Source organism: Streptosporangium minutum, assembly GCF_002149035.1.
In the GTDB taxonomy this organism is placed as follows: Bacteria; Actinomycetota; Actinomycetes; order Streptosporangiales; family Streptosporangiaceae; genus Streptosporangium; species Streptosporangium minutum.
Genome location: NZ_NGFP01000059.1, coordinates 1 through 15,551 on the forward strand (window position 1 = coordinate 1; position 15,551 = coordinate 15,551).

General features: G+C 72.8%; 11 protein-coding genes. 9 read left to right on the forward strand and 2 right to left on the reverse strand.

Translation table 11 applies throughout. The annotated features are described in order from the left end of the window. The 8 genes from CA984_RS15130 to CA984_RS15165 form a co-directional block, all read left to right on the forward strand. Window positions 1-1,291 (forward strand): hypothetical protein (locus CA984_RS15130; protein WP_207620884.1); only part of this gene is annotated, 1,291 nt, incomplete at its 5' end. After that, window positions 1,284-2,192 carry an NADH-quinone oxidoreductase subunit H gene (locus CA984_RS15135; RefSeq protein WP_086572457.1) on the forward strand — a complete coding sequence of 303 codons (909 nt, stop codon included), beginning with the start codon at window positions 1,284-1,286 and terminating at the stop codon, window positions 2,190-2,192. The genes CA984_RS15130 and CA984_RS15135, both read left to right, overlap by 8 nt. After that, window positions 2,189-2,728, forward strand: coding sequence for an NADH-quinone oxidoreductase subunit J (locus CA984_RS15140; RefSeq protein ID WP_086572459.1), 540 nt, complete (start codon window positions 2,189-2,191; stop codon window positions 2,726-2,728). The genes CA984_RS15135 and CA984_RS15140 overlap by 4 nt, the downstream gene beginning before the upstream one ends. A gap of 1 nt (window position 2,729) precedes the next feature. Beyond that, on the forward strand, window positions 2,730-3,035 hold the full coding sequence (nuoK, locus tag CA984_RS15145) for an NADH-quinone oxidoreductase subunit NuoK (protein WP_086572461.1): 306 nt from the start codon (window positions 2,730-2,732) through the stop codon (window positions 3,033-3,035). Next, complete coding sequence (locus tag CA984_RS15150; RefSeq protein ID WP_086572463.1) at window positions 3,032-4,867, forward strand: NADH-quinone oxidoreductase subunit 5 family protein; 1,836 nt, start codon at window positions 3,032-3,034, stop codon at window positions 4,865-4,867. Before nuoK ends, CA984_RS15150 begins: the two co-directional genes overlap by 4 nt. Beyond that, entirely contained in the window at window positions 4,864-6,360 is a 1,497-nt protein-coding gene (locus CA984_RS15155; protein ID WP_242675962.1) for a complex I subunit 4 family protein, read from the forward strand. The genes CA984_RS15150 and CA984_RS15155 overlap by 4 nt, the downstream gene beginning before the upstream one ends. A gap of 67 nt (window positions 6,361-6,427) precedes the next feature. Next, window positions 6,428-7,930, forward strand: coding sequence for an NADH-quinone oxidoreductase subunit N (locus tag CA984_RS15160; RefSeq protein ID WP_242675963.1), 1,503 nt, complete (start codon window positions 6,428-6,430; stop codon window positions 7,928-7,930). A gap of 345 nt (window positions 7,931-8,275) precedes the next feature. Then, window positions 8,276-10,894: an excinuclease ABC subunit UvrA gene (locus tag CA984_RS15165; protein WP_086572516.1), complete on the forward strand. Its 2,619-nt coding sequence runs from the start codon at window positions 8,276-8,278 to the stop codon at window positions 10,892-10,894. A 202-nt stretch (window positions 10,895-11,096) separates the two neighbouring features. Here the strand turns inward: CA984_RS15165 and CA984_RS15170 are convergent, their stop codons facing one another. Beyond that, complete coding sequence (locus tag CA984_RS15170; RefSeq protein WP_086572467.1) at window positions 11,097-12,626, reverse strand: peptide MFS transporter; 1,530 nt, start codon at window positions 12,624-12,626, stop codon at window positions 11,097-11,099. 480 nt (window positions 12,627-13,106) lie between these two features. After that, the gene (locus tag CA984_RS15175; protein ID WP_086572470.1) at window positions 13,107-14,525 is read right to left on the reverse strand and encodes a PI-PLC domain-containing protein; all 1,419 of its coding nucleotides are present in this window, start codon (window positions 14,523-14,525) and stop codon (window positions 13,107-13,109) included. A 451-nt stretch (window positions 14,526-14,976) separates the two neighbouring features. Between CA984_RS15175 and CA984_RS47150 the strand changes: the two genes are divergently transcribed. After that, the gene (locus tag CA984_RS47150) at window positions 14,977-15,444 is read left to right on the forward strand and encodes a hypothetical protein (protein ID WP_207620885.1); all 468 of its coding nucleotides are present in this window, start codon (window positions 14,977-14,979) and stop codon (window positions 15,442-15,444) included. The last annotated feature ends 107 nt before the right edge of the window (window positions 15,445-15,551 follow it).

Here is a 15,551-nt window from a genome sequence, read left to right on the forward strand (position 1 = left end):
CCCGCCCTCCCTCCTCGTGGCGGTTCCGCACGGAACGCGCGCCCGGTTGCTCGCGGAGGCCGAGCTGGCGCGGCGCGGCTGGCGGCGCGCCGGCACACCGGCGGCCGCGGACCTGCTCGTGGTCTGCGGCTCGCCTGAGGAGTCCCTGGCCCGGGCGGTGGAGACGATCTGGGCGGACACGCCCTGCCCGAGGGCACGGGTCGAGCTGCGTGACGACCTCCGGCCGGAGCAGGTGGCCGACGCGCTGGACGGCGCGGTGAGCCGCCTGGCCGACGGTCCCGCCCAGCGCCGCGACGCGGCCGAGCGTGTCAGGCGCCAGGCGCGTCGGGGCAGGGACGGGGCGCACGGACACGGAAACGGGCCCGAGCACGGACGGCAGGAGCACGGACACGGAGACGGGCCCGAGCACGGACGGCAGGAGCACGAGGACGGGCACGACGTGGACGGTCCCGGACACGGGGACGGGGACGGCGACGGGGACGAGGACGAGGACGGACACGGCATGGGCGGCCCCGGACACGGAGACGGGCACGGCATGGGCGGTCCCGGGGGGCTGAGGATGGCCGGCAGGGGGCCCGACCGTGACGGCCTCACCCTCGACCGGCTGCACGTCCCGCTGGGCCCGGTGCTGCCCGACTGGCCGGCCGGGCTGGTGGTGGAGACCGTCCTGCAGGGGGACGTGATCCAGCGGGCGCGGGTCCGGATTTCCGGCGGGTCGGGCGTGGAGCGGTTCTGGGACGAGCCCTGGCTGGCGGCCCTCGCGGGCCGGCACGTGACCCGGGGCGAGGCCGCCCGCCGCAGGGCGGCATCCCACCTGGACAGTCTCGGACGGCTGCTGGCGGTGTCCGGCTGGGACAGCTCGGCGACGCGGGCGCGGCGGCTGCGCGACCGCCTGCTGTGGGAGCGGCCGGACGCCGGGCTCGCCGAGGACTTCGCGCGGTTCGCCCGCCGGGTGCGGCGCTCGCGGTCACTGCGCTGGATGCTGCGCGGCCTGGGAACGGCCGACGCCTCATTCGGGCCCGCCGTACGGGTGCGGGGAGACGTGGTGGCCCGGATGGAGAGATGGCTCGCCGGGACGGAGGCGGCGCTGGGCGAGCTGGACGACCGGTCACGCCTGGCCGATGACGAGGGGCCTCGCGGACCCGTGGGCGAGCGGCCCTCGGAGTCCCTGCTGGCCGTGCTGCCCACGCTGCTCGCCGGCGCCGAGCTCGCCGCCGCGCGGCTGATCGTGGCCGGCCTCGACCCCGACCTGGATCAGGTACGGCCGGCGTACGAGGCCCCTCATGCGTGAGACGACGCCGTTGTGGACGCCGATCGCGCTTCTCGGCGCTCTCCTCGTGCTCGCGTGGGCCGCTGCCGCCTTCGACTCGGTCCTCGGGACGGCGCTACGGCTGTCAGGCCTCGGAGACCCGCCGCGGGAGGTGGCGCGGCTGCTGGTGCAGCAGCGCCGGCGCACTCCGTCGGCCGACACCCTGCTGATGCGCGCGGGGGTCTGCGGCCTCCCCGTCGTCGCGGTGCTGGCAGCCGCCGTGCTGCCGCTCGGAGACAGGCCGGTGGCGGATCTGGCGGTGGGCGTCGTGTGGTTCAACGCCATGGAGGTCTGCGTCTGGGGCTCGCTCTGGCTGACCGGCTGGGGGCCCGACTCGGTCTATCCGCTGATCGGCGGGTACCGGGCCGTGGCGCAGGGCCTGGCCTACGAGCTTCCGCACATGTTCGCCCTGATCACGGCGGCGCTGGGCGCGGGATCACTGAACATGAGCGACGTGGCGGGTGCGCAGCGGGGGCTGTGGTTCGCGGTCTGGATGCCGGTCGCCTTCGCCGTGTATCTCGTCTCAGCCCTGGCGATGGCCTTCTGGGGGCCGATGAGCCGGCCGGTGGGCTCCGACATCGCGGGCGGGGTGCGGGCCGAGCTGTCCGGACCGGACCGGCTGGTCTTCCAGACGGGACGCTACACGCTGCTGGTGGTGGCGGCCGCGGCGGCAGTGCCGCTCTTCCTGGGCGGCGGCGGCGGTCCGGTGCTGCCGCCGTGGCTGTGGACGCTGCTCAAGACGGTGGCCGTGCTCGCCGTCCTGGTGTGGGCCAGGCACCGGCTGCCCGCCGTACGGATGGACCGCTTCACGTGGCTGTCCTGGCTGGTGCTGATCCCCGCCGCGCTGCTGCAGATGCTCGCCGTCGGGATCGTGGTGCTGTGACGCTCCAGTCCGTCGCGTTCTGGGTGCTCGCCGTGCTCTCGGCGGCGAGCGGCGTCGCGGTGTTCGTCGTCGACTCGATGGCGCGGGCGACGTTCGCCCTGCTGACGTCGCTGGTCGGCGTGGGGCTGGTCTTCCTCCTGATCGACCTGTCGTACCTGGGCGTTCTGATCGTCCTCATGATGGTCATGGAGATGATGGTCATGGCGGTCTTCATGATCATGTACATGATGAACCCGGCCGGGCTCATGCCGATGAAGATGGTGCACAACAGCCGCGGAGCCCCGCTCATCGCCGCGGGCGTCTTCCTCCTCCTGGTGGCCGGGGTGTTCCTCGCTCCCTGGCCGCGACGCCGGGGCGGCCCGCCGGCCGATCCGACCCATGCGCTGGGCCTGTCGATCATGGGGCCGAAGATGCTCGTCATGATGGTCGTGGGGGTGGCCATCCTCGCCACGATGATCTCCACGACGGTGCTGGCGACCCACCGGGGACGCTACGACGGCGACCGCCCGCGCCCCCGTCCCGAGGAGGGCCGCTGAGGTGGGACTTCAGGCCTTCCTGCTGCTCGCCGCCGCCCTGTTCTCCGTGGGGCTGTACGGCGCGCTGTCGCAGCAGGCGATCGTCATGCTGATGATGGGCCTCGAACTCATGATCAACGGGCTGATCGTGGCCGGCGGCGCCTTCTGGTACCACGTGGCCCCGGCGAGCGCCGACGGCCAGGTGCTGGTCCTGGTCGCCGTGACCGTCATGGCCCTGGAGATGGCCATGGGCTTCGCCGTCACCACAGCGATCTTCCGGGCGCGCGACGTGGACATGACCGACGACGCCGGGGATCTGAGGGGATGAGCGTGCTCGCCTGGCTGCTGCCCGGTCTGCCGGTCGTCTCGGGCGGGCTCCTGGCGCTCACCGGCCACCGGGTGGACCGGGCGGCGCCGACGACGGCCGTCGCGGTCGCCGCCGTGACGCTCGCCCTGGCGGTGCTCGCCGCGATCACCCGCCCCCAGTCCTCCACGACGCTGTTCGCCGGGCTGCGGGCGGGGCCGGCGGTCGACGGGCTGTCGGCGGTGATGGTCGTCACCGTGTCCACCGCCGCGCTGGCCGTGCTCGTCTTCGCCGCCGGGCAGATCCGCGAGGACCGCGGCCGGTTCTCCGGGCTGATGCTGCTGTTCACCGGGGCCATGCTGGTCACCGTCACGGCCACCGACCTCGTGCTCCTGCTGATGGCGTGGGAGGTCATGGGGGCGATGTCGTACGCGCTGATCGGGTTCCGGTGGCGCGACGACCATCGGGTGAGATCGGCGGGCATCGCCTTCGTCACCACCCGCACCGGGGACATGGGCCTGTACCTCGCCGCCGGTTGCGCCCTCGCCTCGGCCTGGTCGCTGGACATGGCCGGGCTCGCGGGGAGCGCACGGCCCTGGCGCGACCTGATCGCCGCCGGGATCGTCGCCGCCGCGCTGGGCAAGTCGGCCCAGCTGCCGTTCTCCTTCTGGCTGTCACGGGCGATGGCGGGCCCGAGCCCGGTGTCGGCGCTGCTCCACTCGGCCACCATGGTCGCCGCCGGGGCCTACCTGCTGCTGCGCGCGCAGCCGTTGCTCGCCGCGACGGGCTGGGCCGCCCCGCTGGTCGCCTGGGCGGGAGCGCTGACGGCGCTGCTGCTCGGAGCCGTGGCCGTCGCCCAAAGTGATCTCAAGCAGTTGCTGGCGGCGTCCACCTGCGCGCAGGTCGGCTTCATGGTGCTCGCCGCCGGCGTGTCCTCGGTGGCCGGAGGCACCGCGCACCTGGTCGCGCACGCCGCGGTCAAGAGCCTGCTCTTCCTGTGCGCCGGGGCGTGGCTGACGGCGCTGGGCACCAAGGACCTGACCGAGCTGCACGGAGCGGCCCGGCGCCACCGGCTCGTCGGGATCACCTTCGCGATCGGGGCCCTGGCGCTCGCGGGGCTGCCGCCGCTGTCGCTGTGGGTCACCAAGGGCTCCGTCCTGTCCGCGGTGGCCGAGCGGTCGCCGCCCCTGTATCTCGTCTCGCTCGCCGCCGCGCTGCTGGCCGCCGCCTACGCGGCCAGGGCCGTGTTCGCGGTCTGGCGTCCCATGGACGCCGGGACTCGGGACGGCTCCGAGCAGCCCGGCACCCATCGCGTCGATCTCCTCGAACGCCTGCCCCTGCCGGTGCTCGCCCTGGTGGCGGCGGCCTTCGGCGCGGTCGGGCCGCCCGCGGTCTTCGACGCCTGGCGGCGGCTGCTGGGAGCCCCCTCGGAGCCCGGTCCGGGCGGCGGTGAGCTGCTGCTGTCCGGCGCGCTGGCGATCGTCGTGGTGCTGGCCGTACGGGATCGGGCACTGCCCGCCCCCCGGGTGCTCGGCGAATGGCTGTATCTGGAGCGGGCCGCGGTCGCCGTGGTGTGGCGGCCGCTGACGGCGCTGGCGCGGTCGCTGGCGCGCTTCGACGACCGGGTGGTCGACGGCGCGGTCCGGAGCGTCCCGCGGGCCGGGATGGCGGCGGCCCGGCTTGCGAAAAGGTGGGGGGAGGCGGGTGCGGACGGCGCGGTGCGCGCCGTCGCCTCGGGGGTGGCCGGGCTCGCCGCTCTCGCCCGGCGCCCGCAGACCGGCCAGGTGCACACCTATTTCGCGCAGGCGGCGGTGGGACTCGTCCTGCTGGCCGTCGTGATCGCGCTGGTGAGGTGAGCGTGCTCTCCGCCGTGATCTTCCTGCCGCTGGCCGCGGCCGCCGGAGTCCTGCTCCTGCCCCGGCTGGGCGGGCGTGCGGCGACCCGGGTCTGGATCGCCGCCGCGGCCGCCGACCTGCTGCTGGTCGCCGTGATGTGGGTGAGGTACGAGGGCGGGATCGGCTACGAGACGCGGATGCGCTGGATCCCGTCCGTGGGCGCCGGGTACCACGTGGGCGTCGACGGGATGTCGCTGCCGCTCATCGCGATGACCGCGCTGCTGTTCCTGGTGTGCGCGATCTACTCACTGCGCGAGACCCCGCGGGCCCGCGCCTACGCCGCGCTCTTCCTGTCCCTGCAGACGGTCTGCCTGGGCCTGTTCGCCGCGCTGGACCTGCTGCTGTTCTTCGTCTTCTTCGACCTGTCCATCGTGGGCATGTACTTCGTGATCGCCGGATGGGGACACGGCGACCGCCTCCGTTCGGCGCTGAAGTTCTTCCTCTACACCTTCCTGGGATCGCTCGCCCTGCTGCTCGGCTTCATCGGGCTCTACCTCGGCAGTGACCCGCGCACCTTCGACATGGTCGACCTGACCCACGCCCCGCCCTTCGGGGACGCCCCCGGGACCGCCGGGCTCGTGCTGCTCGCCGTCGGCGTGGGGCTGGCGGTCAAGACGCCGACCGTGCCGTTCCACACCTGGCTCCCACCGGCGCACACCGACGCCCCGGCCGCCGGATCGGCCGTTCTCGCGGGCGTGCTGCTGAAGATGGGCACCTACGGCTTCGCCCGGATCGCGATGCCGATGCTGCCCGGCGCCTGGCAGCGCCACGCCTGGGTTTTCGTCGTGGCCGGGGTGGCCGGCGTGCTGTACGGCGCGCTGGTCGCCCTGGCCCAGAACGACCTCAAACGGCTGATCGCCTACACCTCGGTCAACCACATGGGCTACGTCGTCCTCGCCCTGGGCGCCGCGGGCCTGGTGGCCGGGGACGCGCGGGCCAGAGAGCTGGCGGTCAGCGGGGCCGTCACCCAGATGGTCAGCCACGGGCTGGTCACGGGCGCGCTCTTCCTGCTCACCGGCGTCCTGTGGGACCGCGCTCGCAGCTACGGCCTCGGCGGGTTCGGCGGCATCGCCGCGACCGCGCCGATCTTCACCGGGCTCACGGCCGTGGCCGCCTTCGCCTCCCTCGGGCTGCCGGGGCTGTCCGGCTTCATCGCCGAGTTCCAGATCTTCGCCGGGGTCATCGGCATCGGGACGCCCGGCGCCGTGGTCGCCGGCGCGCTGTCCGTGACCGGCGTCCTCATCACCGCCGCGCTGCTGCTGCGGATGCTGCACCGGGCCTACCTGGGCCGGCCGGGGGAGCTGACGCCGAGGGTCACCGACGTGCGGCCGGAGGAACTGGCCGCCGTGGCGCCTCTCCTCCTGCTGTCCCTGATCATCGGGATCGCCCCCCGATGGCTGCTGGACATGATCGAGCCGGCCTCCGCCGCGGTGGTCTCCCTGGTGGGCCGGTGACTCCCTCTCCAGGGCCGGAGCCCTCTTCACGACCGGAGCCGCAAGGTCGCACGCTCAGGGAGCTCCGTTGAACGACGATCCCCTCGCCCTCCTCCCGGAGCTGTTCATGCTCGGCGGGGCGGTCCTGGGACTGCTCACCGGCATGTTCCTGCCACGTCACCGCCAGCCGATCGTGGCGTGGATCTGCGGCCTGGCTCTCACCGGCGGGCTGGCCGCCGGTGCGTTCGCGGCCGCCCGGCCCGGCGGCACGGCCTTCGAGTCCTACGTCCTCGACCCGCTCACCCACGTCACGCGGGCCACGGTCATGCTCGCCACCCTGCTCGTGGTCGTCCTGGCGTCCGGCTGGGCGCGCGGGCGCCGGCGCGAAACCGAGGCCTACGTCCTGCTCCTGCTCTCCGCCCTGGGCGCGGTCATCCTGGCGGGGACCGGCGACCTGCTCGTCTTCGTCGCTGCCTACCTCCTGGCGAGCATCCCCGCCTACGCCCTGACGGGTTTCGCGAAGGACGCGCCCGGCACCGAGGCGGCGCTCAAGTACTACCTGATGGGCGCCTTCCTCGGCGTCCCGATGCTGGCGGGGGTGACGCTGCTGTACGGCCTCACGGGCTCGACGACCTACGCGGCGCTGGGTGAGCGGCTCGCCGGCGTCCCCGGGGCCGCCGTGGCCTGCGCCCTCGTCGCCCTGCTCGCCGGCGTGCTCTTCAAGATCGGCGGCGTGCCCGCCCATTTCTGGGTGCCGGACGTCGCCGAGGGGGCGCCCGCCGCCGTCGCCGCGTTCGTCACGACCGTCCCGAAGGTCGGCGCGTTCGTCGCGCTGTTCCGCATGGCGGGCGAGTTCTTCGCGGCCTCGGCCGCCGACTGGCGGCTGCTGCTGGCCCTGATCGCCACGGCGACGATGACCCTGGGCAACCTGGCCGCCTTCTTCCAGGACAACGTACGGCGGCTGCTGGCCTACTCGACGATCAGCCAGGCCGGCTACCTCCTGCTGCCCGTCGTCGCGGCCGGACGCGGCGACCTCGCCGCACCGGCGCTGCTGTTCTACCTCGGCGCGTACGCCGTCACCAATGTGGGGGCCTTCGCCGTGGTCGTCGCCACGGGACGCGACTCACTGGGCGGCTACACCGGCCTGGCGCGGCGCTCCCCCGGCCTCGCCGCGTCGCTCGCCGTATGCCTGTTCGGGTTCATCGGCACCCCGCCGACCGCCGTCTTCGTCGGCAAGCTGCTGGCCTTCGCCGCCGCCTGGGACGCCGGCCAGGCCTGGCTCGCCGTGGTCGCGGCGGCGAACACCGTCGCGAGCGTCTTCTACTACCTGCGATGGATCGTCCCGGTGTTCCGGCCGGGAGACCCGGGAAACCCGGGAAACCCGGGAAACCTGGAAAGACCGGGAGACCCGGAAGGATCAGGCGATCCGGGGAGACCGCACCGCGCGGCGGGACCGGGTGATCCGGGGAGGCCGGGAGGGAGCGCGGCGGGAGGCGTGTCGCGAGGCGCCGCGTGGGTCGCCCACGTCGCGGCCGCAGCCTCCGTCCTCCTGGGCGTCGCCAGCGGGCTCGTGCTCGCCCGCGGCTGGTAGCGCGCGGTCTGCCGGCGGAACGGCACCGGGCCGGGACGCCGGTAGCGCACGGTCCGCCGGCGGCACGGCACCGGGCCAGGACGCCGGTAGCGCACGGTCCGCCGGCGGCACGGCACCGGGCCAGGACGCCGGTAGCGCATGGTCCGCCGGCGGAACCGGCGCCAGGACGTCACAGGCAGGCGGACTGAGCTGCGAATATACTGACGCCATGATCGGAAGAACATGCGGTGTACCGTCCCGGCACCGGTTCCGCCCGTCCGGTCGGACAGCCGTGGTGAGAGTGCCGGGATGACCGGATCCGGAACGCGCCCGCCGGCCGGCCTGCCGGATCACGCGACGGATCCCATGATCCGCGTGCGGGACGCGCGGGAGCACAACCTGCGCCACGTCGACGTCGAGGCGCCGCGGGACCAGATCGTCCTGTTCACCGGGGTGTCGGGCTCGGGGAAGTCGTCCCTGGCCTTCGGGACCGTCTACGCCGAGGCGCAGCGACGTTACCTGGAGTCCGTCACCCCCTACGCCCGGCGGCTCATCGAGCAGGTGGGGGCTCCCAAGGTCGGCGACATCACCGGCCTCCCCCCGGCGGTCGCCCTGCGGCAGGCGCGGGGCGGCGGCAGCACCCGCTCGTCGGTGGGCACCGTGACCCACCTCTCCAACGTCCTGCGGATGCTGTTCTCCCGTGCCGGCGCCTATCCCCCCGGCGCGGAGCACCTGGACTCCGACTCCTTCTCGCCGAACACCCCGATCGGGGCCTGCCCGCACTGCCACGGCCTGGGCCGGGTGCACACGGTCAGCGAGGAGAGCCTGGTCCCGGACCCCGGCCTGAGCATCCGTGAGGGCGCGGTCGCCGCGTGGCCCGGCGCCTGGCAGGGCAAGAACTACCGCGACATCCTCGTCGAACTGGGAGTCGACGTCGACCGTCCGTGGTCGGAGCTGCCCGCCGAGCAGCGCGAGTGGATCCTGATGACCGACGAGCAGCCGGTCGTCACCGTCCACCCCGTGCGTGACCCCGGCAAGGTGGCCCGCGACTACCAGGGGACCTTCTCCAGCGCCCGGCGGTATGTGCTGCACACCTACGCCACGACGAAGAGCGCCTCCCTGCGCGCGCGGGCCGCCCGGTTCCTGCTCTCCTCCCCGTGCCCGGTGTGCGGGGGCAGACGGCTGCGTCCGGAGGCGCTGGCCGTACGCTTCGCCGGCCGGGACATCACCGAGATGGCGGCCCTGCCCCTGACGGAGCTGGCCGGGGTGCTCTCCGGCGCGGTCCGCGCCGGAGACCTCGACGCGGCCGGGCCGCCGGACGCGCGGGCGGAGGCCGCGGCGGCGCTGGTGGGCAACCTGCTGGAGCGCATCCGGACCATGGCCGAGCTGGGGCTGGGATACCTGAGCACGGACCGGTCCACCGCGACGCTCTCGTCAGGGGAGCTGCAGCGGCTCCGGCTGGCCACCCAGCTGCGGTCGGGCCTGTTCGGAGTGCTGTACGTGCTCGACGAGCCGTCGGCCGGCCTGCATCCGTCCGACACCGAGGCGCTGCTGGAGGCCATGCGCCGGCTGCGGGGGGCGGGCAACTCGCTGTTCGTCGTCGAGCACAACCTGGATGTCATGCGTCAGGCCGACTGGATCGTCGACGTCGGCCCCGGAGCCGGGGAGCACGGCGGGCGGGTGCTGTACAGCGGCGAGGTCGCGGGCCTGGCGCGGGTGGCCGASTCGGCCACCCGCCGCTACCTCTTCGAGCAGGCGGACCGTACCGGCGACCGGGACGTGCGCCGTCCCTCCGGCTGGCTGGAACTGCGCGGCATCACCCGGCACAACCTCCGCGACCTGGATGTGCGTTTCCCGCTGGGCACCTTCACCGCGGTCACGGGCGTCTCGGGTTCGGGGAAGAGCACGCTGGTGAGCCAGGTGCTGACCGGCGTCGTCGCCGAGCACCTGGGTGCCGACGCCGACGACCCGGGACAGCTGGGCGCCCGCGAGGGCGAGGACACCGGCGCCGGGCACGAGGAAGGCGGCGGGCGCGCGGAGCCGTCCGGCTTCACGGCCCTCCCTGGTACGGGGCCGGACGGTTCCACGCCCGTCCCGGGTGCGGGGCCGGACGGTTCCACGCCCGAGGAGGTCGTGGCCCACGTGACGGCGACCGGCCTGGAGCCGATCCGCCGCCTGGTCCGCGTCGACCAGCGGCCGATCGGGCGTACCCCGCGATCGAACCTGGCCACCTACACCGGCCTGTTCGACGCGGTCCGCCGACTCTTCGCCGCGACCCCGCAGGCGCGCCGCCACGGTTACGACGCCGGCCGCTTCTCCTTCAACGTCCCCGGCGGACGGTGCGAGAACTGCCAGGGACAGGGGTCGATCTTCATCGAGATGCTGTTCCTGCCGGGCGCGACCGCCCCGTGCCCGGTCTGTCACGGCGCGCGCTACAACCCCGAGACCCTGCGGGTGACGGTGGCGGGGCGCTCCATCGCCGACGTGCTCGACATGACCGTCGAGCAGGCGCGCGGCTTCCTGCGGGACGTCCCCGGCGCGGTCAGGAGCCTGGAGGTGCTGTCGGAGGTCGGGCTGGGATACCTGCGGCTGGGCCAGCCGGCGACCACCCTGTCCGGCGGCGAGGCGCAGCGCGTCAAACTGGCCAGCGAGCTGCAACGCGTGCGCAGGGGCCACACCCTGTACGTCCTGGACGAACCGACCAGCGGGCTGCACCCGGCCGATGTCGACCTGCTGGTGGCACAGCTACGCGAGCTCGTCGCGGCGGGGAACACGGTGGTGCTCGTGGAGCATGACATGGACGTGGTGGCGGGCACGGACTGGGTGATCGATCTGGGGCCCGGCGGCGGTGAGGCGGGCGGGCGCGTCGTCGCGGCCGGCCCGCCGCACGTGGTGGCGGGTGCACGGGACAGCGTGACGGCTCCGTACCTGGCCCGCCGGCTGGCCCGCCGGGAAGGCGGGCGGCGGGACGTGGCCGCCCGCTGACCGCGGCTCGTTCCGCCGGCCGTCCCCGAACCGCCGGCGACGCCGGGGAACCCCTCAGACCTCAATGGAAGGTGAGGAGCCCCTCAGACTTCGATAAAAGCCGGGAAACCCCTCAGACCTCAGTGGAAGGTGAGGAGCCCCTCAGACCTCGGTGAAAGCCGGGAAGCCCCTCGAACTCCGGTGGAGGAGACGAGCGGCCCGGTCAACCCACCGTGGCGTCCACGTGATCGTCCGTCGCCAGCGCGCGGCTCAGCGCCGCGCGCCGGAGCAGGAAGCCGAGGCCGACCAGCACCGCGACAAGACCGAGGCCGAGGTAGTAGGCGGTCTCGGGGACGACCTCACTCAGCCGTACGACGCCGCTGCCCAGCCCGCCGCCGAGCGCGGCGAACAGCCAGTAGACGCCGACGACCCGTCCCATGAACGGGCGGGGGAGCACGTCGGCCAGCGCCGAGATGCTCACCGCCGCGACGACGACCTCGCCGCAGGCGTGCGTCAGGTAGACCACGATCAGCCAGAGCGGGGAGATCCTCGTGTCTCCGGCGGCGAGCGCGGCCGCGACCGACATCACCAGGAAACCGCCGCCCACCAGCAGCAGCCCGGCGGCGAACTTGATCGCGACGTGCTGCCGCCCGCCGATCCGGGGCAGCACCGAGGCGATCATCGGCGCGAGCACCAGGATGAACATCGGCGTCACCGCCTGCAGCCAGCCGGCCGGCACGGTGAAGCCGACCACGTCGAGGTCGACGTGGTCACGGGCGAACAGATTGAGCAGCGACGCCGCGTGGGCGATGATCATCCAGAACAGCGTGCTGCCCAGCAGCACCGCGAGGAAGGCGCGGAGCCGCCGCCGGTCGGTCACGCCGAGCTCCGGGTTCCGGTACAGCGTCAGGTAACCGATGGGCGGCACGAGGACGGTCAGCACGCCGGTGATCATGATCGCCGTGCTGGGGCTGAGCACGCCGGCGAGCGCCATGACGACGAGCAGCCCGGCCAGCACCGCGCCGGCCGCGGACGTCCGGGTGAGCAGGACGCGGCGTTCCCCGGGCGTGAGCGGCCTCGGCGGCCGGGCGCCGACACCGTGGAACTGCGCCCCGGTGGAGGCGAACACCACACCGGTGGCGATCACGGCCACCGCCGCCACCGAGAAAGCGAGATGCCAGCTGACCCGCTCGCCGAGGAAGGCGGTGACCAGCGGCGCCAGCAGGGCGGAGACCTGGACGCCGACGTACATCAGCGAGATGCCCGACTCGCGCCCCTTGCTGCCGCCGAACATCAGGTTGATCATCGCTTGGTGGTTCGGCTTGAACAGGCCGCCGCCGACCGCCAGCACGCACAGTCCGACCGCCGTCATGACGCCGGTCGGGATCGCCAGGAGCAGGTAGCCGAGCCCGCTGAACACGCATCCGGCCAGCAGCGCGGGCCGCTGGCCCAGCAGCCGGTCCCCCGCCCAGCCGCCCGCCATCGACAGGATGAACATCAGGCCGATCCACGCCCCGAACAGCGCGGCGGCGTCCGCCCTGGCCAGGCCGAGCCCGCCCGTGGAGCGGGGTGCCGCGGCGTACAGCACCAGGATGGCCTGCATGCCGTAGAAGCCGAAACGTTCGAGCGCGTCGGTGGCGAAGAGCGTCATGTACCAGCGCGGCATCGCGCGCACCGACACCGCGCCGTCATACCGGTCGGCGGCGTCGTGGCTCTCGCCGGGACCGCGGGTCCCGGGCCCCTGGGCGCTCATGAGCCCTCGACCCCGTCCGCCCGGGGCCCGCAGACCCGGCCGGACGCGGCCTCCGTCTCCAGGCCGCAACCGTGGCCTCTCGCCTCGTCCATGCGCTTTCCTCTTTTCGCCACGAACCTTTGACGACAGCACTACGGGCACGTGCTCGAGGATGCCTTGGAGACTCCAATCAGGATCATCGAGCGGTGGGAGGCTTCCACCGCGATTCGAGCGGGCTTCCAACCCGCCGAGAGCCGGCGGACGGCCGCCGTGAGACGGCGACGCACTCGCGACGGCGCGAACTCTGCAGGCCCGCGCCGACGTGAATCCGAAGACGGTCGGCATCTGGGGACTGTTCGAGGGCGCATGGGCGGTGCCGATCGCGGCCCGGATCCGGGCCCGACCGGCACCGGATCAGCTTTGATGAAGCACGGCGCCCGGTGCGGCCTGCCGCGAGCGGCCTTGTCGATCGGTCTGCGGCGTTCGGGGCCGATGGAGGCGTTACCGGACGGCGCCTAATTGGGTGAGGAGGTTCTCGTACCAGGCGTCGTAGGGATGGTTGGTCGCCGGGTGGTTGGCCGACGGGGTCGTCGCCATGCCCGCGGTGTCGAAGTCCCAGCCGCGCACGAGCCGCCCTGATTGCCGTGCTGATGTGATGAAGGCGGACTCGGTCGCCGGTGCGGCGTAGAACAGGGCCCCCTGCTGGAGCTCCGCGCTGTCGCCCTTCTGGAACTCGTCGAAGGCTGTCTGCCGGTAGCGGATGCGATCACCGGTGAACCGGTCGGTGTCCACGCGCAGGGTCCGCGCCGGAGTCGGGCCGTCCGCTCCGGTCCACACGTGCACGCTCGACGTGCCGCGGATCGAGGTGGTTTTGTCGAAACGGGCGTCGGAGGTCTTCGCGTTCCCGCGCCACGAGACCGCCGACGTGCCGGTGTCCAGTACACCGTCCCAGCGCCAGTTCTGACTGCTGCTCTGGCTACGGTGGATCTCGCGCAGCTCCGTGCCGGCCGGGTCCGTGAACGCGACCGACGGCAGGACACCGTTGTCGTACTGGCGGCTGGGGGACCAGCTGATCTCGCCGTCCGCACCGAGACGGCCGACGCGGTACCACAGCGTGGTCGCGTTCTGGGACTGGTGGACCTCGACCAGGTCGCCGTTGTCGTTCAGCGCGACGGCGGGTGTCCGGCCGGTGTCGTACTTCCCGTGGCGGAGCCAGGTCACACGACCGTCGTCGTACGTGCCGGTCCAGTACCAGAGCACACCCGAACCGGAGTCGTGCACCTCGACGATCTGCCCTTTCGCGTTGAGCGCGACCGCCGGGTCATGGCCGAGGTCGCGTTTGTACTCCGTGCGGCTCTTCCCGTTGCCGGAAAGCAGAGGGAGTACGCGTCCGCGCACCGCGTCCAGTGACGGTGGGCTCGCCGGGTAGTCCTCGGCCGTCAGCAGCCGCGGCCCGAAGACGGAGACGAGCTCCTGGTTGAGCGCGGTCAAGTTGCCGGCGGCGAACGACGGGTTGTCGGTCAGGTCGTCCTTGAGGTCCAACATGACGACGAGCGGGGCGGCGGTCGGATGCCGCTCGGACCACGTGTTGATCACGTTCAGCCAGTCGCGCAAAAGGTTCGAAGCCGGGTTGCCGGAGTGGTCGACCAGATCGCCGGGCGAGTCGTGGCCGATGGCGTAGTCGTGCGCTGTCGCGTACCCGTTGTCGTGGACGTCGAGCTCGATGAAGCGAACGCCGTGGTCGAGCTGGTGGACGATGGAGTTCTTGGCGCCGTCGACGTTGCCGGAATAGCTGTTGTGCGTGGCACGGAAGATCGCTGACGGTAGCGGCAGGTCCGTGTCGGCTCGGGCGTTCTCGCCGATCAGCAGCGCGGACGCGGCTATGGCGAGCACGGACAGCAGGGCCCTTGAACGGGTCATCCTCGGATCCTCACGTCGGGGGGATGATGCTGATGAGGGCGAGCTGGGCTTCGGGGCACGATCAGAGCCGGGTCGGGGGCTCGGCAGGTCATGGCCGGCGGCCGGCGACGGGTTGCTCGCCGATGCCCGGCTCCCTCCGCTGAAGCTCTGGGCGTCCGCCTGCCTGGCTCGTTGTGGAACGACTCCTGGACGTAGATCATGCTCCGGATATATCGAGGATCTGTCCAGCGTCTCCGGCGGGATCGCGCCTTCTGGCGATCCCTGAAACCGTGGGGACCTCCCCATGCGGCGACGAGCTGCCGATGCCTTGCCGTGGTGGCCGCTCGAGCGGCCGTGATCCGCTGTCCGCAGACGAGCGGCGGTTACGCTTGCGGGTGTCCCGCATCACTTTTCGCAGCCTTCGGTACTCCCGCAGAACGGCGGCGGACAGAGCAGAAGCCCGGAGGCGCCCGTGACAATGCCCAGGAGGGGCTCACGGCCCATCAGCGTCGACGGCGTCGCCTTCCGCTGGCGGATCCGGCCCAGGCCCACCTACTGCCAGGGCAACGGCTGGAGTCCTCTCACCGTCACCGTCGAGCGGGCCGAGGAGCCGGGGCGGGTTCTCGTGGTGTCACTTCCCTGCGCCCGGCCGGACAACTGGCTCGGAGAACGGACGATCGCGGTCCGCCCCGCCCTCATCGCCGGATGCGTCCGGCGAGCCCTCGAACAGGGATGGAATCCCGGGCAACCGGGCTCGGCATTCACCCTCACCGTCACCGAGGACGAACTGGCCGTGCTCCTGGGCGAACCGCCCCAATACCTGATCCCCTTCCTCTGGGGCATGATCCCCGAAGGCGGAAGTATCAGAGACCTCCCTCGATGCACCGAGATCTGGAGCCGGGACAGACAGGACACCGGTCAGGCGCCTTCCGAACCGTAGGGAAGGGCGCCTCGTCAACGGCCTCTCATCGTGGTGAGGACGCCTCGGAGGAGGCGCCTCCCCAGGGCATGCCCCTGGTTATCCTCGAAGGTGATGCTGATCGCGGC

What these genes read in the sequence shown, in the direction of transcription:
- CA984_RS15135 (WP_086572457.1), top strand. Translation starts at nt 1,284, where the DNA reads ATGCGTGAGACGACGCCGTTGTGGACGCCGATCGCGCTTCTCGGCGCT.
- CA984_RS15150 (WP_086572463.1), top strand. Translation starts at nt 3,032, where the DNA reads ATGAGCGTGCTCGCCTGGCTGCTGCCCGGTCTGCCGGTCGTCTCGGGC.
- CA984_RS15170 (WP_086572467.1), bottom strand. Translation starts at nt 12,626, where the DNA reads ATGAGCGCCCAGGGGCCCGGGACCCGCGGTCCCGGCGAGAGCCACGAC.
- CA984_RS15175 (WP_086572470.1), bottom strand. Translation starts at nt 14,525, where the DNA reads ATGACCCGTTCAAGGGCCCTGCTGTCCGTGCTCGCCATAGCCGCGTCC.